The organism is Pelorhabdus sp. sgz311001, assembly GCF_055901755.1.
Window position 1 is genome coordinate 103,801 of the sequence record NZ_JBVXUT010000003.1, and the last position, 20,038, is coordinate 123,838.

Below are 20,038 nucleotides of genomic sequence, written 5' to 3' on the forward strand. Positions count from 1 at the left end.
ATAAATTAATCCCCTCACTTCATTCTGATAGTCAGAAGTTGAGGGGATTGCTCTGATACACGATTAAATGCCGTGACAATATTTGATTTTTTTCTTTAGCAACTGCTTTACTTTCCCACAAATTCAAGCTACATTTATAAATAATTATGACAAATACTTTTGGAATAGAAAGGAAGCTTAATGCGAAAAATCGCTTTTTTAACAGCCAGCGACACAGTTACGCAACTCGTAAAAAAATCCCTGGCAAATTTGCCGGGCCAAGAAGATGAAATTCTTATCGAAGCATTACGCTTTGAAGATATTATCAGCCAAGGCAAAGCCTTAGTTGACAGCGGCGTTCAAGTAATTATTACGAGTGGCGGAACGTATTTTGATTTATGCCGAGCAATTGATTCCATCCCCATTATCAATTTGTCGATTTCCACGAATGATATCATCTACACACTGAGTAAAATTCAAAACCACCACCGCTCTATTTATCTCCTGTTAAATGAGCGCATTCTCTTTGACCAGGATTGCTGTCAAGAAGTAATCGACAAAGAGATTCATCTTCTGCGTTATCAAGGAAAAGAAGATCTAGCGCTTCTCTTACAAAAAATCCCCGCTGACCCCACAGGCATTATCGTTGGCAGTGCCTTGCTAGCTCGCTTAACTGATGGCTCTGTTCCCACCGTGTCCATTATGCCAAGCTCGTCTACCATTTTATCGATTTACCAATATGCCCGAGACTTGATTGAACTAAATCTTCGCGACAATTATCGTCTTTCCGTACTAGAAGCCATTTTATCGAATATTGAAGACGGCATCTTATTTATTAATAGCGAGAAAAAAATCGCCCATGCAAACCAAAAAGCAGCCGATTATTTAGGCTTTTCGTTGATAGAAATTCCTGCATTAACGCAATTATTTCCTGATTTCAACCTGCAGACTATGACCTTTCCAACTAGAGAGCATGTAATCGAACGAGGCAAATATACTTTAATTGTCCGTCTGTCTTCTTTTCCCGCCAATAAAACCAAAGAATATATCATCGTAATTCAGGATGTCAGCAAAATCCAAGCGTTAGAGAAAACAGTCCGAATGAAGCTGACCCAAAAAGGGTTAACAGCTGCCTATATATTTTCTGATATTCTTACGCAAAACAAAGCTATGAAGGAACTAATTGCAACAGCGAGAACGATCGCCTGTCATGACTTTCCTGTTTTAATTCAAGGCCAAAGCGGAACAGGCAAAGAACTATTTGCTCAGAGTATTCATAACGAAAGTCCGCGCCGTAACGGCCCCTTTATTGCTGTGAACTGCGCCGCCCTGCCGGAAAACATTCTGGAAAGCGAATTATTCGGTTATGTAAGCGGCGCCTTTACGGGCGCTCGCAAAGAAGGCAAGGCAGGACTATTTGAACTAGCTCATCAAGGCACGATCTTTCTTGATGAAATTAACAGTATGTCGTTACATTTGCAGTCAAAATTGCTGCGCGTTCTGGATACGAAAGAAGTCATGCGACTAGGATCTGATTATATAATTCCTTTAGATATCCGTATTGTTTCGGCAAGCAACAGCAATTTGACATCCGAAGTCCACCATGGAAATTTTCGCCAAGATCTTTTTTTCCGCCTCAATGCCTTTACCTTAAATCTCCCCAGCCTCAATGAACGCAAAGAAGATATTTTATTTTTATTTAAGCATTTTATAGCCAAGCGGCGTAACGAGCCCTTAGAAAAAATCCAGCTCGCAAGCGGGCTGGAAGAAATACTTCTGAACCATAATTGGTGGGGCAATATCCGCGAATTAACCGGAGCAGTAGAGAAATATTTAATTTGGCAGGACAGGGATCAATATAAATATTTATTTGCGGAAACAAAACAAAAAGAAGCTTTACAAAAACGAGATCTCATTGATGATCAACTGCAAATAAACCTCAAAGAACTAAATAGTGTAATCGATAGCGTAATTATTCAAAATCTCCTTGATAAAGGACTCTCTAAAACACAAGTGGCTAAAGTATTAGGCGTAAGTCGTCAAACTCTGTTCAATAAAACAAAGAAATCTTGAAAATTTACTCATTCAAGGCGAATCGTACTTTCACTTTCCTGATTAAAGGCCTTAACATGGACAGCTAGCTTCTCAATATAAGCCTCATCAAGAATGCGAATACAGTTTTTCTCTTTCTTGATGATTTTTTTTGCAATCAAACGATTCATCACGTTATATAAACCTTTACGACTAATGGGGAAAAAATTACAAAGCTCCATTACGCTTTTAAATTGAAAGCGGTCAGTCTCGGCATTCTGTAATAGATAGAAAGCAAATAATTCTTCCGAACTAAAGAGATTCTTCATCATCAATTTTTTGTACATAATATAAATCCGATGACTTGTTTTATATAAAAAAAGCTTAAGAAATGCTGGATTCATTTTTAGCTTATCAAAGGTTGCTTGGTCAAGCCTTAAGAGTCGTACCGAACTGACGGCTTTCATATCGCAGGAAAAATTCTGTTCATAGATATAACTGATCTTGCCGACAAACTCATTTTCCGAAAGCTCGTCAACAAGAAAACTCTTGCCATACTCCGTAATACACTCCACGCGAACCGTTCCCTCAAGAATAAAGTAAATCTCTCTAAAATCTTCCTCAGAGCGAAGAATATATTGTCCCTTTTTATATTGGACAATAGCAATTACCGGCAAATACGCTTTAATATGTTCATAAATACAAGTATTAACTAACTCCACAGAGTATCCCCCACTCGCTCGTTCGTTTCTCTATCTTAATCATAATAAAAAACGATGAGGAATCGCAAGCAGCAATTCCTCATCGTTTTTCTTTATAAACACTCTTCAAAAAGGCGTATCATCACCAATATAGCAGGCTATATCGTGATTGAGATACAGATTTTGCAAGTTGTATAAAGTTTCCTCGGTTACATCGCCATGATTCATAAACTCGTAATTCTTGCCTAACTGCTGCCACTTCGTAGCGCCAAAGCGATGAAATTTCAGCAAGTTAATTTCATACAGATCATGTTGTTTCATAAAATCAATTACGTGAAGGGCATTTTCTACACTGTCATTATATCCGGCAATCGTTGGCTGGCGCAATACGAGGCGCCCCTGCCACCCTGACGGCTTTAAAGCTGCAATATTGTCTAAAATCAACTGATTCGAAACCCCAGTTCCCTGGCGATGAGCCGCTTCCTCCATATGCTTTACATCAATAAAAGCAAAATCAATTTTTTCTAATATTGCTAAAAAAACCGACTGTTTCGCATAGGCGCTTGTTTCGATCGCCGTATGAATCTGATGCTGCCGACAGCCTGCCAGGATCGCTAGTAAAAAATCGGCTTGCAACAAGGGCTCACCGCCAGAAAAAGTCACACCGCCTGTTGGTCCCCAATGGTTAAAATCACGGCGCAGTAACTGCAACAATTCCGCCACAGTATAAGTTTTAACACACTGCTTTAAGGCCTTATTGGGACAGAGTTCTATGCAGGAAAAAGTCGTGCAGTTCTGGCAAATCTCCCAGTCAAGCCGAGGCATTCCTGTTGCTTGCACTGTAAGCGCTTCGTTCGGACAAGTGCCAGCGCAAGCCTGACAGCCTTTATCCCCTTTACAAACCGCTTCGGCAAACAACAGATGAGGTCTCACAATCCAGCTTTCTGGATTGGCGCACCACCGACACTGTAGCGGACAGCCAGAAAAAAACACATTCGTTCGGCAGCCTGGCCCATCATGAACCGAAAAACTTTGTATATCAAATAAATAGCCTTTCTTTTCCATCAACTAACCTCAACGACCAGCATAGCCGCTGCAGGAAAAAGCGCCGCAAGTTGCATAAGCCCAGTGTTCTTTTTCTAAGCCCGTACAGGTCCCGACGCCATAATCGTCAGGATTACTAAAATGTTTGCAGTTACCGCATTTTTCCGCTGGCTTAAAGTCAGGACAAGCTTCGCTGCCTTCGCCGTCAATTACTACAAACTGTTTACTAATAGCGCACATGCCCTTTTCACAATCTAAGTTAATATAATTCTTACAGTCATAATGAGTCATAGTATTCGCCTCCGCTACAGATTATTATGCTTCGTCATATTCCGTCCGATAGATGACTTCATCTTGAATTGGTTTGCCAATTTCACACCAGTATTGCGTAAATCCGGCAACCCTCACCATGAGATCGCGATATTTCTCCGGCGCCTTTTGGGCATCACGCAAGGTCGCACTATCTACGACATTAAACTGTACATGAAAACCGCCTTTTCGCATATAGGAGCGAACGACATCAAGCAATTTTCTCGTGCCGCTTACGCCACGCACCGCCGAAGGATGCAGTTTTAAATTCATTTGCGAATTTTGATGAAGCGAATGGTCATAAACCGTAGCGGATTCAAAGATTGCATAGATTCCATTTTGATCCGTACCGGCAGCCGCTGACACGGAACCATCGGAATAGGTCGTCCCCGCTAGCCGTCCATCTGCTGTCGCTAACGTCACAAAGCCCTGCGGCCCATGTGTCGAAACAGAAATCTGGCAAAGATATAAAGGCTTGCCATAGTAGGAGCGATAACGCTGCGTCATTGCATGCATATAGTCATGATAGGCTTTAAAAATTTCGTCAGCATAAGAATTGGCATTGCCATACTTGGGAGCGTTGAGACAAGCCGCAAAAATCTGTTCAAATTGAGCGCTCTCTGCCGTATTCTCGCGGTAATCCGGTGAATATACGCCTGTATCATAAGCTGTTTTAAAGCCAAAGTTATGCAGCATCGCTTCAGTCATTGCCGCTAAGGTAAAACGATGCTTATCAAACACATTCTCTTTCAGCGAGGCTAAGGAATTAATGAAGGTGATCGTCCCGCAGGATTCGAAATTAATCGAAGCATTATAGCGAGCTCCCATTGTGCCAATATGTCTTCCTTTCGTAAAGCAGTCCGGTTTTAAAAGCGAATTCACTACCGGCATATTATATTTACGCCAAATATCCATCTGTAAGTTATTACAACGATTGACTACCTCTGTGGTCAGTTCCATATACGCTTTCCATTGATCAAGCATTGCATCATAGGAATCAATCGACTGCTTATGAGGCGGATAGACTTGCTTGCCAGTTCTACGGTCAAAACCATTTGTCAAAACAAGTTCTAGCACCTTCGGCATCGCAATAAAGTGAACGCCTGTACCGCAAGTCGGTGAAGCGCCGCCAGGAATCATGGTACGTTTGCCGTTATAGTCGAGCGGTAAAAAACAGCCTGGCGCCGATTCCAGACAGCCGCCCAAACACCAGGCTCTGGCATCATGCAAATCCATTCCTTCCGGTCCATAGTTACGCAGCATAAAATTCATACCAGTTTGGTTGTTCATCCAGGCGGGATAACCAAGCCCCAGCTTCGTACAAGACGCTGCTTTCATCAAGAAATCTTCCGGTGTCTTTTCGTCATATAAAATACTGAGCGTCGGCTGCGGCGTCTGATTGCGCATGCCTGCTTCAATAATCAAATACTCCAGCGGTGTTACTGCTGAGAGACCATCATAATTCTGACCGCCTAGCGACAAGTTATTAAAGGTATTGCCTGATAAAACACCGCCAGATACGCCAGCTGAAGCAAAACATTCAATACAAGTAATCTTAATGCGGTATAACTCCAAGAGTTCAATAACTGCTTCCTGATCCATTACTTGATCGATGATATCTTTTTCATAAAAGGGCTGAAGTACTTGACCAAGCCGTCCTATCGACAGGCCTGACTGCGGATCTTCGTTAACAACGCCTAAATGACAGCATAAAGTCAATTGCAGCGCTTCCCAGAACGAAGCCGGTTTCTTATGAGCAATATTGCTCATCACTTCATCAATTTTCTCATAGTTTTGCCTAAGCGCCGCGTCGGTTTCAATCGATGCCAGATACCGAGCCTGTCGGGCATAGTTTTCACACCAAGTACTCAGCCCTTTGGTAATCTCTTTCATGGCTACATAATAGTACCCCCGACTCATGCCAAAATCGCCGTCTTCGCCAGCTTCGCCCATGAGTTCCGCAATTTTCTGATCGCACATTTCCATAATGCGATCAAATCCATATTGCAGCGGTAAATAATAATTCATGACTTCTCGTCCTTGGGGAATGGCAAAGGAGTCAAACATACAGATGACACTGTCCATAATCTCTTTAAACTGACTGTAGCCTGGCGTCATTTGTGAATATTTATCACTCAATTCTTCCACGGAAATGCCTTTCCAAGGCTTTGCCGTCTTTACGAGAACCGGAATTTCCTCTTTACGCATGCCAAATTTCTTAGCAATCGAAATGACATTTCCCTGACTTTGCGTTACATTGCCGCCGCCAGAGCCAACGACGCTGACGGAATCAGCTTCACTCTCCGCTGGTGCATCCACTTCCTCCATGAGTGCTTCTGCTTGGGCATTAAAAAAGCTAGCACAAACCCAAGGAAAAGGAAAGGCGCCGCGAACATGCTTCGTTTTATTCATAACCAGTTTTTCATAAGGCAGAATAGTCGGTGTCATATGAGCTAATGAGGCCGCCACTGCTTTGGCTCGTCTTACCTCAAGAATTTCACCATCATTTTCCCACCAAGTGCGGTTATACCAGTAAGCAGCCTCCATATCAGCCGTTACTTTGAGTTTATAGTAAATATCCATTAATTTTTTCGTGCTTTCCTTCGGTTCAGGAATATCTGATTCTAATAAAGTATCCACATTACCTACAGCAATGCCGCGCTTTTTTAAAATCTCCTGAATCCGGCTATCCATTTCACTCACAGCGCATCCCCCTTAGCATTTCATCTACTACTACTTTAGTATAAAATACCACAGAAGAGCAGTGTAAAGTACACACTTTTGAGAATAAAACTATTTGAAATTTATGAAAAGAAAGAATCAAAGAGATTTATGAATATTAAAAGGCCTGTGGTTCCTCGCCACAAGCCTTCCGCATCTTCTCAAATTACTCAATTTCTCGATTTTCTATTTCTTCATTTCACAGCCGCACCAGGCATGCTTATTTTCATTCATCCATTGCTGCACCCGATCCAGTGTTTCGCCAAAGCGCTGAAAGTGGACCACTTCTCTTTCCCACAAGAAGCGCAGCGTATCTTTCACTAAAGGATCGCAGGTAGAATGAATCAAATGTTCATAAGTGGAACGGGCCTTTTGCTCGGCTGCCATATCTTCCGTTAAGTCGGTAATCGGATCGCCTAAGCAGGCAATGTATTTTGCCGTCCAGGGCACGCCATTGGCGTCGGTCCAAAAAAGACCATGGTCATGCTGTACATATTGGCCGTCCCAGCCAGCTTCTTGAAAATCCTTCGGGTCAGCGCCATCGGTCAGTTTATAAACAAGACCAGCAATCATCTCCATATGGGCAAGTTCTTCCGTGCCAATATCCGTAAGGATAGCTTTCGCTGCCCCTGTCGGCATAGAATAGCGCTGATTTAAGTAGCGCAGCGAGGCAGATAGTTCCCCATCAGGGCCGCCGTATTGGGTAATCACCAGCTTGGCAAAAGCGACATCGGGACGGCTGACCCGTACGGGATGCTCCATTGTCTTTTCATAAATCCACATTGTTTCTCCCCCTCTACATTTGCCAGGGCCAGGGCTGGTCGGCCCAATCCCATTTGCCTTCGACGCCGTGATGGCCTAACCATAAGAGTGATCCAAATTGATTCATATATTCATTTAGGTAACGTTCTACCACCTCTACGGCGCAATTATAGTCGTCAAGGGCTTCCTTGTCGCAAGGATGAGTATCTAAATATAAGGCAAGCTCAATGGCGACAAATTGTATTTCCTGGATCTTTTTCAATAACGCCATTTGGTCGCATTCCATAACAGGCTCCCCTCCGTTTTTAATCGCTCAGTCTTGACTCCATTGCTACTTTGGAATTGGATAAACGCCAAATAGCTCAGGAAATAAGGTTCCTTTACATAAGGCTTCCGCCGGTTTATAGGCGCGTTTATAAAACTGCCAAGGAACATAAGCATGAGCCAATACAAAGCGACCTTCGCGGCTCACAGCGTCTTCTTGGCAATCGGCAAGAAATTCATCATCTTGATATAGTTCTTCCATAAAATAAGCCTCCTTTACAATAACTCGCCTTCTTCCTTATTTTATGTGAAGGCGACTAAAAAAGTTTCCGCACCTTAAAAGAAAAAGCGATAGGCCGGATTCTTACTCGCTAAGAATTCTCGTCTATCGCTGATCTATTTTCATTATAGCTAACCGTTATACCCGGAAAGACTTGATGACCGTTTCCATTTTCTCAGCCATGAGCGCTAACTCACGACTGAAAGCGGCAATTTCCTGCATAGATGCTAATTGTTCCTCTGTCGCATCCGATACGGTCTGAGCCCTTTGCGCCGATTGCTTATTTAAAGATTCAATGGCTTGAACTGATGTAACAATTTTTTGGCTTCCCTGCGCCATAGTTTGAATCGCTGCGGCAATTTCTTTGATTTGTCCTGATACGTCTAAAACAAGCTGACGAATGCCATCAAAAGCTGTTTCGGCCTCTTGAACAACTTCAGAGCCGCGTTTGACTTCTTGACGACCTTTTTCCATAGCCTCAACAGCTCTCCCAGTATCGTGTTGCACTTCACCAATCAAAGCTGTAATTTTTTTCGCCGCCTCTGCTGACTGCTCAGCTAGCTTGCGAACTTCTTCAGCTACCACGGCAAAGCCTTTGCCTTGTTCTCCGGCTCGTGCCGCTTCAATTGCCGCATTTAAAGCAAGCAAATTAGTCTGACCAGCAATGCCGACAATGGTGCCAATAATTTCGCCAATCTCACTAGATCGATTGCCAAGCTGCCCGATTACTTGTGCGGAATGATCTACTGTTGTTTCAATCTGTCCCATTTGGGAAATGGCCCGCCCCATAGAATCACGTCCTGCATCAGCTCGATTTGCTGCGGTTATGGCTTTATCGGAAGCATTATTGGACTGCGAAGCAATCTGTTTAATAGATGTCGAAAAGCCTTCTACAATATTAGAAACCAGATTAACAGCTTCTACTTGCTCTTGCGTCCCTTGTACTACATCAGTGATTGCCACTGCTACTTGATTGGATGCTTCGGCTGATTTATCGGAGTTTTCCATAAGTTGCTGTGAGGCCATAGCCACCTGAGTGGAAGACCCTGATACGGTTTTGAGTAAATTATTTAAATTCGCTTTCATCGCATTAAAAGCGGTTGCCAAAGCGCCAATCTCGTCAGACCGCTCCATAACAATATCGTCTACACTCAAATTTCCTCGAGCAATTTCACCCACATTTCTTTCAATGGCAATAATCGGGTCGGCAACCTTTTTACTAATAGCCAGAGCCATGGAAAGTAAAATAACAAAACTTAAGACACTGACCCCGCCAAGCACAACAATATTTCGCATCATTTGCTGATTGTATTCCGCAGTTTTTGCAGCAACAAGCTTATCAATATCTTCAATCCAGTTTCCTGTGCCAATGATCCAGCCATAGGGCTTAAATAGCAGGCTATAACTGCGTTTTTGCAGCGCTTCCTGTTGATTGGGTTTAGGAAACCAGTAATCCGTATAGCCGCCGCCTGCTTTTTTCCCATTCGCAATGATGTCTTGAATAAATTTATTACCTTTCTTATCGACATCATCAAAGCGACTCTTGCCTTCTGCCGGACGCCCTAACAGAACGATATTGACGCCTTGCTCTGTATCAATCCAAAAATAGTTTCCACCAGCAAAACGAAGTTCGCGAACAATATCGGCAGCTCGTTTTTTCGCCTCCGCTTCTGATAACAGCCCTTTTTGCTGCTGTTTATAAATGGTATCAACAAGCGTATAGGCGACCTCTACCTGATTTTTTATATCATAATCGAATTGCTCCATAAGTACCGAACGATATTCCTGTAAATCTTTTTTCTCCTTTTGCATGGTGTCAAAAAGGTAATACCCGCTTAAAATCAAGACAACAGTCAAACCGGTTCCCAAAAATGCCGCAATTAATTTTTGTTTTAAGTTCATTTCGGCAAACCTCCCCGCTTAATCCTAGCTCTAACACCGTTATGTCGTTCTTGCGCTTTTTGTAATAAATTCTCGAAAAAAAACATTTTACCTGCTACTCTCCCGCCTTAGAAACCAAGGAAACCATCAAAATAGTCGAAAAATTACTTTTTCGCCATAAAAATAACTCTTCCGCTATTCTCCTAGCGAAAGAGCCTTGAATTCTTGGCCTTTCTCCTGTATGATCGTTATAGCAAATAAGTAAATCTTTGATCCAACAAAATCTTATATTACAGGAGTTATGCATGAGTGTTTTAACTGTTGAAAATGTAACCCACGGCTTTGGCGCCCGTAAAATTCTTGAAGACGCCTCCTTCCGCCTCTTAAAGGGCGAACATGTCGGTCTTGTCGGCGCCAACGGCGAAGGCAAATCGACCTTTTTAAATATTATTACTGGTGAATTAACGCCTGATGCCGGTAAAGTGGAATGGGCCCGCCGCGTCACAGTCGGCTATTTAGACCAGCATACGACACTAACAGAAGGAAAAACGATCCGCGATGTATTGCGTGACGCTTTCAAGGGTATGTATGATTTAGAAGCGGAAATGCTCAGCCTCTATGACAAAATGGGCGACGCTTCACCGGAAGATCTTGACAAAATGATGGAAGATGTCGGCGAAATTCAAAGCATCCTTGAAGAAAACGGGTTTTATATCCTTGATACGAAAATCGAAGAAGTAGCAGGCGGCCTCGGCCTACGTGACATTGGCCTCGATCGCGAAGTGCAGGATCTCAGCGGCGGCCAGCGTACCAAGGTTCTCCTTACCAAACTACTTTTAGAAAACCCTAGTATCCTCATCCTAGACGAACCGACAAACTATCTCGACGTCGAACACATTGAATGGCTAAAACGGTATTTGCAGAACTATGAAAACAGCTTCATTCTTGTGTCCCATGACATTCCGTTCTTAAATTCTGTCGTCAATGTGATCTATCATGTAGAAAACACGCTTCTCACCCGCTATACAGGCGATTATGAACAATTCCAGCAATTACACTCGATCCGTAAGGATCAGGAGCAAAAAGCCTATGAGCGGCAGCAACAGGAAATTGATAAGCTAGAAGACTTCATTGCCCGCAACAAAGCCCGTATCTCCACAACTGGCCGGGCGAAAAGCCGCCAAAAGCAGCTTGATAGAATGGAAATTCTTGAAAAACCCCGAGAAAAACCGAAACCAACCTTCCGCTTTGTGGAAGCCCGCACACCGTCACGGACGATAGTGGAAGCCAAAGATCTTGTCCTTGGCTACAATGAACCGTTGACTAAACCTGTAGATATTCTTCTGGAACGCGGGCAAAAAGTGGCGATTCGCGGCGTAAATGGCCTTGGTAAGAGTACGCTTCTAAAAACACTGCTTGGCATCATTCCACCGGTCTCAGGCAAGATTGACCAGGGCGAGTTTTTAGAGACTGGCTACTTTGAGCAGGAATCAGGCCGTAATAACAGCAATACAGCCATTGAGGAGATCTGGCAAGACTTCCCTGGTTTAACAAACTATGAAGTCCGCTCTGCCTTAGCTCGCTGCGGTCTTACTAATGAGCATATTACGAGCCAGATGATGGTCTTAAGCGGTGGTGAAAACGCCAAAGTCCGTCTCTGTAAACTTATGCTCAGAGAAATCAACTGGTTGGTGCTTGACGAACCGACGAACCATCTGGATGTCGAAGCAAAAGCGGAACTAAAAAAAGCCTTAATTGACTTTAAAGGAACCGTTCTGCTTGTCTCCCATGAGCCTGAATTCTATGAAGATTGGGTCACTCATGTTTGGAATGTAGAAAATTGGACGACGAAAGTGATTTAAATGGCTATTTAAACAACGAAAGCCGGAGAACAGCGAATGCTGTCTCCGGCCTTGTTATTTTGCGTTGGTTTAGGCACGCCCATACAGAACGTCAAGCTGTTCTTTTACATCAGGGTTTTCCAAATATTCATCATAGGTCATACGGCGGTCAAAGAGACCATTTGGCGTAATTTCCATAATACGATTCGCAATAGTCTCAACAAACTGATGATCATGGGATACGAATAGAATCGTTCCTTTATTATTAATCAGACCATTATTGAGAGACGTAATCGACTCTAAATCCAAGTGATTGGTAGGCTCATCCAGCAGCAGCACATTAGCGCCGCTCAGCATCATCTTAGCTAGCATACAACGAACCCGCTCGCCGCCTGATAATACATTGGCCGATTTTTGCGTTTCTTCCCCGGCAAAAAGCATCCGGCCCAGGAAACCGCGAATAAAGGTCTCTTCCTGATCTTTCGAAAAAGGACGAAGCCAGTCCACCAAATTATCTTCTGTATCGAAATAAGCAGAGTTATCTTTAGGAAAATAAGCCTGAGAGGTCGTAACCCCCCATTTAAAGCTACCGGAATCTGGTTCGATTTCTCCCATCAATACTTGAAACAGTGCTGTCTTCGCTTGTTCATCTGGGCCGACAAAAGCAATTTTATCGCCTTTGGTAACCATAAAGCTAAGATCCTTAAAAATCTGTACGCCATCGATCGTCAAGCTTAAGTCTTCTACTGTCAGCAGTTGATCACCTGCTTCTCGGTCGGCTTTAAAGTCAACATAGGGATATTTGCGCGTAGACGGCTTAATGTCTTCTAACGTAATTTTTTCAAGCTGTTTTTTACGCGACGTAGCCTGCTTGGCTTTGGAAGCATTCGAACTGAAGCGCTGAATAAAGCTTTGCAGCTCTTTCATCTGATCTTCTTTTTTCTTGTTCGCGTCTTTGGCTAGTTTTAAGGCTAGTTGACTGGATTCCTGCCAGAAATCATAGTTGCCCACATAAAGCGTAATATTGCCAAAGTCAATATCGGCAATATGAGTACAAACTTGATTTAAGAAATGGCGGTCATGGGATACGACAATAACTGTATTTTGAAAATCGGCTAAGAAGTTTTCCAGCCAGCGAATCGAAGCGATATCAAGGTGATTTGTCGGTTCGTCCAAAAGCAGAATGTCCGGATTACCAAAAAGTGCCTGTGCTAAGAGAACACGTACTTTTTCCTGTCCGTCCAGTTCAGCCATTTTTTTATAATGATAATCTTCGCCAATGCCCAGACCATTTAAGAGCTGAGCCGCTTCGCTTTCCGCTTCCCAACCGTTGAGTTCTGCAAACTCGCCTTCTAATTCAGCCACTTTCAAACCGTCTTCATCAGAGAAATCGGCTTTGGCATAGAGAGCTTCCTTCGCTTCCATAATCTCAAAGAGGCGAGAATGACCCATAATAACGGTCTTTAAAACCTCATGCTCGTCAAATTCAAAGTGATCTTGCTTTAATACGGCAAGACGTTCACCTGGGGTAATAATAACTTCACCTGAGGTTGATTCTTCTTCGCCTGATAAAATCTTCAAAAAAGTGGATTTTCCAGCGCCATTAGCGCCGATTAAGCCATAGCAGTTGCCTGGCGTAAATTTAATATTTACATCTTCAAAGAGCGCCCGTTTGCCGTAGCGCAGAGTTAACCCGCTTGTACTGATCATTTTCCTACCATCTTTCTGTAAAAATTCGTTATAAACAATAATATCTCACTATAGCATAAAAAAAAGGGAAAGTCGAATTCGAATTTTTTTCTTTACAAAAAAACAGCAGCGATGAATTCAACTGCTGTTCGTAAAAGCTTTATTTAGTTGCAAAAGTAAATAGCGTCACCTCAGCCGGACAGCCAAGGCGAAACGGAAGCCACTGGCCCGTCCCCGGGCTCACATAGCCGTAGCAGCCCTGATCTTCATACATGCCTAGCATATACTTATACTGCACTGGCGATAAAGATCGGCCAAAAGCGGCAATTTGTCCACCATGTGTATGGCCAGATAACGTTAACGGAACTTTCGCCGCAAAGGCTTCCGTAAAATAGTCAGGATGATGCGCCAAGAGAATCGTAAAGGCGCCAGAAGGAATCTTACTAAGCGCTTGCTCTAAATCTTTTTGACGAATCTGATCTGAGTCAGCGGTGGTCTTCCCCCAAGGATAATCAACTCCTGCTAAATAAACGGGGGTATCTCCCGGCAGAAGCAGTTGACTGCTATTATCAAGCAAAGTCACGCGGCTCTCTCGAATAGCTCGTTCAATTAAGGGCTTATTGCGAAAGTATTCATGATTTCCCCAACAAAAGAAAATTCCTTGCGGAATGGACGGGCTAAGCGCATTAAGCTTAGCAATCGCTGCCGTTAAAAGATCGAGGTCATCAATCAAATCACCAGTAATCACTAACAAATCCGGCTCCTCAGCTTTGACCAGCGCTAACGCTTCATCCAACTTTTCTAAGGGAAAGAAGGGACCTAAGTGGGCATCACTGATTTGGGCAATCTTGAACTGAGCTAAAGACGCTGGTAGCTGCGCAAATTTCACTTGCTGCTTGACCACATCGAGTCTTGTTTCTCCGTCTACAACACCTTTTGCCGCCAGCCCAAAAGAAGTGAGCGACACTAAGCCAGCCGCTCCGCCCAAAAAACGACGCCGCGATAGACCGCCTGAACGGGAATCGCTAGAATTCAGCCTGTTAGCCATAACCGTAAGCAAAAAGACAGCACCTAAGAATAAAGTGAAAAAAACTTGTCCGATCATCACCGCATAAGCACCGTCGAGAAGCATACGGAATATAGGCGTAATCGCCAGACTAGAAACCTTTAGCGCGCGGGGGATAAAAACCATGCCAAAGGAGAGCAGCGAAAGAATCCAGAAAGCCTTGCGCCAGGGCCGATACGCCTCTGCCCAACACTTACGACACAACAAATCGTTGACAGCAAGAATCACCATAGGCAGCGATACAAAGAGCAGTAAGAAAATATAGGAAGGTCCTGGCGTCTGTGTCATAATCAGCCTTTATTCGCTTTAGCCCAGCTGTCACGAAGCGAAACAATCCGGTTAAAGACAAGCTGATCTGGTTTCGAATCGACTGTATCAGTGCAGAAATAGCCCTGCCGTAAAAATTGATAGTGCGTACCACCAGCACTTGTCGCTAAGCTCGGTTCAGCCATACAGCCCGTAAGAGTTTCTAAGGAATTGGGGTTTAGCGTTTCTTTAAAATCCTTTGCATCAGCATCGTCGTCGTCGAGCAGCAAATAGTCGTACAAACGAACGGTTGCCTTCACAGCTTGAGCTGCCGCTACCCAATGAAGCGTTCCTTTAATTTTCCGGCCTGCCGTAGCGCCGCCGCTCTTGCTCTCTGGATCGTAAGTGCAGCGAACTTCTACTACCTCGCCAGTAGCCGGATCTTTAATCACTTCTTCACATTTAATAATATAAGCATGTTTCAGCCGGACTTCCTGGCTTGGCGTCAACCGGAAAAATTTTTTCGGCGCTTCTTCCATGAAATCTTCCTGTTCAATATAAAGCTCGCGGGAAAACGGCACCGTTCTCTCACCCATTTCCGGATGGGCTGGATGATTTTCCGCTGGTAGCTCTTCTACCTGACCTTCAGGATAATTGGTAATCACTATTTTTAATGGATGCAGTACGACCATGGCCCGGGCAGCCGTTTCATTGAGATCTTCCCGCACACAATGTTCCAGCATGCCAATATCAACTAAACTATTGCTTTTTGCCACACCGATGCGTTCGCAAAAATCACGAATCGCCGCAGGTGTATAGCCACGACGACGCAAACCGGAAATCGTCGGCATCCGGGGATCATCCCAGCCGCTAACCAGTTTTTCTTCGACAAGCTGGCGCAGTTTACGCTTGCTCATAACCATATGAGTCAAATTTAGGCGAGCAAATTCAATCTGGCGTGGTGGATTTTCCCATTCCAGACTAGCAAGAACCCAGTCATACAACGGACGATGATCTTCAAATTCCAAGGTACAAATCGAATGACTCACCTGTTCAATGGCGTCAGAAATGGGATGGGCAAAATCATACATAGGATAAATGCACCACGCATCACCAGTTCGGTGATGATGCGCCCGTAAAATGCGATATAAAGCAGGATCGCGCAAATTGAGGTTTGGTGAAGCCATATCAATTTTAGCGCGCAATACTCGCGAACCATCAGGAAATTCGCCAGCCTTCATCCGCGCAAACAAGTCGAGATTTTCTTCTACCGACCGATTGCGATAGGGGCTGTCTTTGCCTGGTTCCGTCAAAGTGCCACGATACTCACGCATTTCCTGCGCTGATAAATCACAAACATAAGCTTTTCCTGCTTGAATCAATTTAACAGCACATTCATAGAGAGTATCAAAATAATCGGATGCGTAAAACATGCGGTCATCCCAGTCAAAACCGAGCCAGCGCACATCTTCTTTAATAGATTCTACATATTCTACTTCTTCTTTGCTAGGATTCGTATCATCAAAGCGCAAATTGCATAAGCCTTGGTTTTCCCGAGCCAAACCGAAATTGAGGCAGATTGATTTGGCGTGGCCAATATGAAGATAGCCATTCGGTTCTGGTGGAAACCGTGTATGAACCGTCTTCGTGCCATTCGGCTTTTGTAAGTCTTCATTAATTATATTTTGTATAAAGTTAGCTGGTAGTGTAGTATTTGTCGTTGTCATAGCCCTAACTCCTCATGAAAATTTAGCGTAATTGGCATACTTCTCCAAAAAACCGGATTTTCCTCCCTTTTATTTAAAAGAGTCGTAAATTGCCTGATATTCAGGCGTCGCCGGAATGAGGGTATAGATGTAGACGAGAACACCATTGGGATCGAGCACGACAAAACTGCGTTCTCCCCATTGCTTATTCTGTAATTTCTGATAGATATGAAGTCCTTCTTCCTCTAATCGCTTGTATTCGGCATCCACATCATCAACCTGGAAAGATAACACAAGACCTTTACCGTTAAAATACATACCTTCTTCCCGCTCTGGTAAGGTAAAACTGATGCCGACAGAAGGCAGTTCTTTCGATACAAGCTCTACATACCAGTCACTTTCATAAACGAGCCGAAAATCAAAATGTTTCATATAGAATTCTTTCGACTCTGTTAATTTCTCGGTACTTATGGTCGTGTCCACCCGTTTCATCTTCATATAAATCCCCCTTAACCCTTTCGATACTAGTGTAGACATATATTACTAAAAAGATTCTGTAAGGAAAAGCTTTTTCCCTGCCTTGCCGCAATGAAACCACTCAAAATCCAGGAAAAGGCAGGAAAATCAAAGTCGATCTAGTATAGTTATATTTATGTTTACTCTTACAGGTTCGGCTTTATTTTTACTTCGTATCTGTAAACTTAATATACCCATTGTCATTGGAGGTTGTATTCATGGATTCACTGAAAAAACTGGCCCAAAAACACCATGAGTCAGTCATCGCCCTGCGTCGCCATTTCCATATGCATCCCGAGCTCAGCACTCAGGAGTTCAATACGCAGAAAAAGATCATGGAAGTTTTAACGGAACTGGGACTTACGCCCAAAGCAATTGCGAAAACTGGAGTTATGGCCGACTTAAAAGGTGCAAAGCCAGGTCGTTGTATCGCCATTCGCGCTGATATGGACGCCCTCAAGCTGCAAGATGAATGCGGCAAACCCTATCAATCGCAAAATTCCGGCGTATGCCATGCCTGTGGCCACGACGGCCATGTATCAATGCTTCTTGGCGTAGCTAAAGTACTTGTCGACTATAAGGAAAATTTAAGCGGTACGATTCGCTTTTTATTCCAGCCTTCCGAGGAACACTTCCCCGGCGGCGCTATTTTCATGATTCAAGATGGCGCTTTAGAAGGCGTTGACGCTATTATAGGCGCCCACCTTTGGCAGCCTGTACCGTCTGGTTCAATTGGCATCAAAAGCGGCCGCTTCATGGCCTCGCCTGATGAGTTCACGATTACCATTCAAGGCAAAGGCGGCCACGGTTCCATGCCGCATCAAACCATTGATGCCTTACTAGTGGCTTCGCAGATTGCTGTTGCATTAAATACAGTAGTCAGCCGCAGCATTGACCCCTTAGAACAGGCTGTTCTCTCCCTTGGCTATCTTCATTCAGGCGATACCTTTAATATCATCCCGGACAAAGCGGTTATCAAAGGAACGGTTCGCTCTTTTGATCGGTCGATCCACAATCTAATCTTTGACCGCATTCACGCAATTACGAAAGGGATTTGCGAAAGTGCTGGCGCAACCTATACGATTGACACCGTAGACAGTTACCCTGCACTCATTAATGAGGAAACAACGACAAATGCCATTATTCAAGCCGCTAAAGAATCGTTGGGAGAAGACAAAGTAATTGCTGTCAATCCGAGCATGGGCGCTGAAGATTTCTCCTATTACGTAGAAAAAGTACCAGGAGCCTTTATGTTTGTCGGCATTGCCAATGAAGCCAAAGGCATTGTCTACCCGCAACATCATCCAAAATACGATATTGATGAAGACGCCTTAGCCTATGGTATGGAAGTTATGGCTCGTACTGCTGCCAATCTGGCCGCAGAAAAATAATTGACAATATCAATAAACAATTAACAATCAATACTAAAGAAAAAGGACTAGGCGGGGAAACCCGCCTAGTCCTTTTATATTGCTTCCATTTATATTTTATGCAATTTCATATTTTTCTGTTTGTGTCTTTCATGGTAATGCTATTCGTGGCGCGTTTCTCTAACACCGGAAGAAGTCAAAAGACTTACCAGAACATAGACAACAAGATTGGCTACAAGGGCTACAAAACCAGCATTTAAATTCATGCCAAGAATCGGCGTCGGATCCATTTTTCCTAAGATCAAGCCAAATACGAGAGCTTCGCCGACAAGCAAACCAGAAAAAGCCGCGATTTTCGTTCCTTTATGCCAGAAAAGACCTAGAACAATCATCGGGAAAAACTGCGTAACACCGGAGTAACCCGTTAATAATAAGTTAACCAGCATATTGGGCAAGAAAATGGCTAAGCACAAGGCAATTGCAGTTAAACCAAGCACAGCGCCCTTGGCAACTTTCGCCGTTTTTTCCGGCGTGGCATCTTTACCAACAGTTTTACCATAGATGCCTTTGGTAAAGAGCATCGAAGTAGAAAGCAACAAATCAGCCGCAGGAATCATACAAGCTAACGCACCAGCGCCGCCAACGAGACCTAAGGCCCAACTGGGAAAGATCTGTTTTACTAAAGACATAAATGCCATATCTGGCGTTTTCAACGGTTCGCTAAGAACTAGTAAAGCCGTAAAACCGACCAACATCGGGAAAAGCATGCAAATCTGATACAAAGGCAAATATGTTGCGTTATGACGCAATACATCAGGATTTTTCGCACTAAAGCTGTTCGGCACAAAGTGAGGCCACATGTAAAAACCTAGAGCTGTCAACATGAGCGTCGACATAAACCAGCTCACATCAAAATTTTTCGTGCCGCCAGGTAAAGATAAGAACCCTGGTTTTGCCGCTTCAAGGGCTTCAAACATACCGCCGACACTGCCAAAAAAGTGATATGGCAAATATAGACCAAAGAAAGCCACGGCTATCATCATCAGAACATCTTTAAATACAGCTGTCGAGGCAACCCCTTTTAAGCCGCTCAAATACACAAAAGACGCAACAAGTATGAAAGCAATCATCATTGCTGGTACTCGGGTCAATAAACCGTAAGAACAGGTTTCAATAATAAGTCCCAAACCAGTAAGCTGTAATTGCAAGTAAGGCAGAAGAAAAGCAACGCCAATGACTGCTGTAAAAATGGCTAAAGGACGGCTGTTATAAAGATGCTCAATCAAATCCGGCTGGGTCATTAAACCATATTTCTTACCCAACGGGGAAATCTTCGGCAGTAAATAATAGCCGACAATATAAGCAAGAGCGCCGTAGCCAACAACATAAAAGGTCGGGCCGCCGCGGCTATAGGCCCAGCCGCTTGCTCCAAGAAATGCAAAAGCTGTATAAATTTCACCAGCTAAAATGAACCAGCTCAGCCAATGGCCGAAGCTGCGCCCGCCTACGGCCCACTCTTCTAGATTCATTTTGTGTTTTAAACCAGGCATCATGCCAATGCCTGTAGCAAATAAAATAAAGGCAAAAATCACGATTAATGAAATTATTTGGTCATTCATATGTATACACCCC

The 20,038-nt window shown here is 43.7% G+C and carries 16 protein-coding genes; 3 read left to right on the top strand and 13 right to left on the bottom strand.

The features are described 5' to 3' along the window. Positions 1-180 precede the first annotated feature (180 nt). Complete coding sequence (locus AC0MXB_RS09340) at positions 181-2,052, top strand: sigma 54-interacting transcriptional regulator (RefSeq protein ID WP_474039399.1); 1,872 nt, start codon at positions 181-183, stop codon at positions 2,050-2,052. Positions 2,053-2,060: 8 nt separating this feature from the next. Here AC0MXB_RS09340 and AC0MXB_RS09345 read toward each other — a convergent pair whose 3' ends face one another. The 8 genes from AC0MXB_RS09345 to AC0MXB_RS09380 all read right to left on the bottom strand — a co-directional run bounded on the left by AC0MXB_RS09345 (position 2,061) and on the right by AC0MXB_RS09380 (position 9,993). Further along, complete coding sequence (locus tag AC0MXB_RS09345; RefSeq protein ID WP_474039400.1) at positions 2,061-2,732, bottom strand: Crp/Fnr family transcriptional regulator; 672 nt, start codon at positions 2,730-2,732, stop codon at positions 2,061-2,063. Between the two features lie 105 nt (positions 2,733-2,837). Further along, positions 2,838-3,776: a 4-hydroxyphenylacetate decarboxylase activase gene (gene hpdA, locus AC0MXB_RS09350; protein ID WP_474039401.1), complete on the bottom strand. Its 939-nt coding sequence runs from the start codon at positions 3,774-3,776 to the stop codon at positions 2,838-2,840. 9 nt (positions 3,777-3,785) lie between these two features. After that, positions 3,786-4,046: a 4-hydroxyphenylacetate decarboxylase small subunit gene (gene hpdC / locus AC0MXB_RS09355; RefSeq protein WP_474039402.1), complete on the bottom strand. Its 261-nt coding sequence runs from the start codon at positions 4,044-4,046 to the stop codon at positions 3,786-3,788. Between the two features lie 24 nt (positions 4,047-4,070). Further along, on the bottom strand, positions 4,071-6,758 hold the full coding sequence (gene hpdB / locus AC0MXB_RS09360) for a 4-hydroxyphenylacetate decarboxylase large subunit (RefSeq protein WP_474039736.1): 2,688 nt from the start codon (positions 6,756-6,758) through the stop codon (positions 4,071-4,073). 213 nt (positions 6,759-6,971) lie between these two features. Further along, positions 6,972-7,568: a manganese catalase family protein gene (locus AC0MXB_RS09365; protein WP_474039403.1), complete on the bottom strand. Its 597-nt coding sequence runs from the start codon at positions 7,566-7,568 to the stop codon at positions 6,972-6,974. A 13-nt stretch (positions 7,569-7,581) separates the two neighbouring features. After that, positions 7,582-7,833, bottom strand: a complete 252-nt coding sequence (locus AC0MXB_RS09370; RefSeq protein ID WP_474039404.1) for a spore coat protein CotJB — start codon at positions 7,831-7,833, stop codon at positions 7,582-7,584. Between the two features lie 45 nt (positions 7,834-7,878). Beyond that, positions 7,879-8,073: a spore coat associated protein CotJA gene (locus tag AC0MXB_RS09375; RefSeq protein WP_474039405.1), complete on the bottom strand. Its 195-nt coding sequence runs from the start codon at positions 8,071-8,073 to the stop codon at positions 7,879-7,881. A 156-nt stretch (positions 8,074-8,229) separates the two neighbouring features. Beyond that, positions 8,230-9,993: a methyl-accepting chemotaxis protein gene (locus AC0MXB_RS09380; protein ID WP_474039406.1), complete on the bottom strand. Its 1,764-nt coding sequence runs from the start codon at positions 9,991-9,993 to the stop codon at positions 8,230-8,232. A gap of 284 nt (positions 9,994-10,277) precedes the next feature. Between AC0MXB_RS09380 and AC0MXB_RS09385 the strand changes: the two genes are divergently transcribed. Continuing rightward, on the top strand, positions 10,278-11,834 hold the full coding sequence (locus AC0MXB_RS09385; RefSeq protein WP_474039407.1) for an ABC-F family ATP-binding cassette domain-containing protein: 1,557 nt from the start codon (positions 10,278-10,280) through the stop codon (positions 11,832-11,834). 69 nt (positions 11,835-11,903) lie between these two features. Here AC0MXB_RS09385 and AC0MXB_RS09390 read toward each other — a convergent pair whose 3' ends face one another. The 4 genes from AC0MXB_RS09390 to AC0MXB_RS09405 all read right to left on the bottom strand — a co-directional run bounded on the left by AC0MXB_RS09390 (position 11,904) and on the right by AC0MXB_RS09405 (position 17,018). Beyond that, positions 11,904-13,523, bottom strand: coding sequence for an ABC-F family ATP-binding cassette domain-containing protein (locus tag AC0MXB_RS09390; RefSeq protein WP_474039408.1), 1,620 nt, complete (start codon positions 13,521-13,523; stop codon positions 11,904-11,906). 139 nt (positions 13,524-13,662) lie between these two features. Beyond that, positions 13,663-14,856 carry a metallophosphoesterase gene (locus tag AC0MXB_RS09395; RefSeq protein WP_474039409.1) on the bottom strand — a complete coding sequence of 398 codons (1,194 nt, stop codon included), beginning with the start codon at positions 14,854-14,856 and terminating at the stop codon, positions 13,663-13,665. Between the two features lie 2 nt (positions 14,857-14,858). Further along, on the bottom strand, positions 14,859-16,541 hold the full coding sequence (locus AC0MXB_RS09400) for a glutamine--tRNA ligase/YqeY domain fusion protein (protein ID WP_474039410.1): 1,683 nt from the start codon (positions 16,539-16,541) through the stop codon (positions 14,859-14,861). A 69-nt stretch (positions 16,542-16,610) separates the two neighbouring features. After that, positions 16,611-17,018, bottom strand: coding sequence for a VOC family protein (locus AC0MXB_RS09405; RefSeq protein WP_474039411.1), 408 nt, complete (start codon positions 17,016-17,018; stop codon positions 16,611-16,613). Positions 17,019-17,254: 236 nt separating this feature from the next. On the opposite strand from AC0MXB_RS09405, the gene AC0MXB_RS09410 reads away from it, so the two are divergent. Further along, positions 17,255-18,427, top strand: coding sequence for a M20 metallopeptidase family protein (locus AC0MXB_RS09410; RefSeq protein ID WP_474039412.1), 1,173 nt, complete (start codon positions 17,255-17,257; stop codon positions 18,425-18,427). A 140-nt stretch (positions 18,428-18,567) separates the two neighbouring features. On the opposite strand, the gene AC0MXB_RS09415 is transcribed toward AC0MXB_RS09410, so the two are convergent. After that, positions 18,568-20,025, bottom strand: a complete 1,458-nt coding sequence (locus AC0MXB_RS09415) for a sodium:solute symporter family protein (protein WP_474039413.1) — start codon at positions 20,023-20,025, stop codon at positions 18,568-18,570. Between the last annotated feature and the right edge of the window lie 13 nt (positions 20,026-20,038).

Excerpts from the sequence above, each read along its gene's own strand:
- AC0MXB_RS09365 (WP_474039403.1), bottom strand. The coding sequence starts at position 7,568 with ATGTGGATTTATGAAAAGACAATGGAGCATCCCGTACGGGTCAGCCGT.
- AC0MXB_RS09375 (WP_474039405.1), bottom strand. The coding sequence starts at position 8,073 with ATGGAAGAACTATATCAAGATGATGAATTTCTTGCCGATTGCCAAGAA.
- AC0MXB_RS09380 (WP_474039406.1), bottom strand. The coding sequence starts at position 9,993 with ATGAACTTAAAACAAAAATTAATTGCGGCATTTTTGGGAACCGGTTTG.
- AC0MXB_RS09390 (WP_474039408.1), bottom strand. The coding sequence starts at position 13,523 with ATGATCAGTACAAGCGGGTTAACTCTGCGCTACGGCAAACGGGCGCTC.
- AC0MXB_RS09415 (WP_474039413.1), bottom strand. The coding sequence starts at position 20,025 with ATGAATGACCAAATAATTTCATTAATCGTGATTTTTGCCTTTATTTTA.
- AC0MXB_RS09405 (WP_474039411.1), bottom strand. The coding sequence starts at position 17,018 with ATGAAGATGAAACGGGTGGACACGACCATAAGTACCGAGAAATTAACA.
- AC0MXB_RS09370 (WP_474039404.1), bottom strand. The coding sequence starts at position 7,833 with ATGGAATGCGACCAAATGGCGTTATTGAAAAAGATCCAGGAAATACAA.
- AC0MXB_RS09395 (WP_474039409.1), bottom strand. The coding sequence starts at position 14,856 with ATGACACAGACGCCAGGACCTTCCTATATTTTCTTACTGCTCTTTGTA.
- AC0MXB_RS09340 (WP_474039399.1), top strand. The coding sequence starts at position 181 with ATGCGAAAAATCGCTTTTTTAACAGCCAGCGACACAGTTACGCAACTC.
- hpdC (WP_474039402.1), bottom strand. The coding sequence starts at position 4,046 with ATGACTCATTATGACTGTAAGAATTATATTAACTTAGATTGTGAAAAG.
- AC0MXB_RS09385 (WP_474039407.1), top strand. The coding sequence starts at position 10,278 with ATGAGTGTTTTAACTGTTGAAAATGTAACCCACGGCTTTGGCGCCCGT.
- hpdA (WP_474039401.1), bottom strand. The coding sequence starts at position 3,776 with ATGGAAAAGAAAGGCTATTTATTTGATATACAAAGTTTTTCGGTTCAT.
- AC0MXB_RS09410 (WP_474039412.1), top strand. The coding sequence starts at position 17,255 with ATGGATTCACTGAAAAAACTGGCCCAAAAACACCATGAGTCAGTCATC.
- AC0MXB_RS09400 (WP_474039410.1), bottom strand. The coding sequence starts at position 16,541 with ATGACAACGACAAATACTACACTACCAGCTAACTTTATACAAAATATA.
- hpdB (WP_474039736.1), bottom strand. The coding sequence starts at position 6,758 with ATGGATAGCCGGATTCAGGAGATTTTAAAAAAGCGCGGCATTGCTGTA.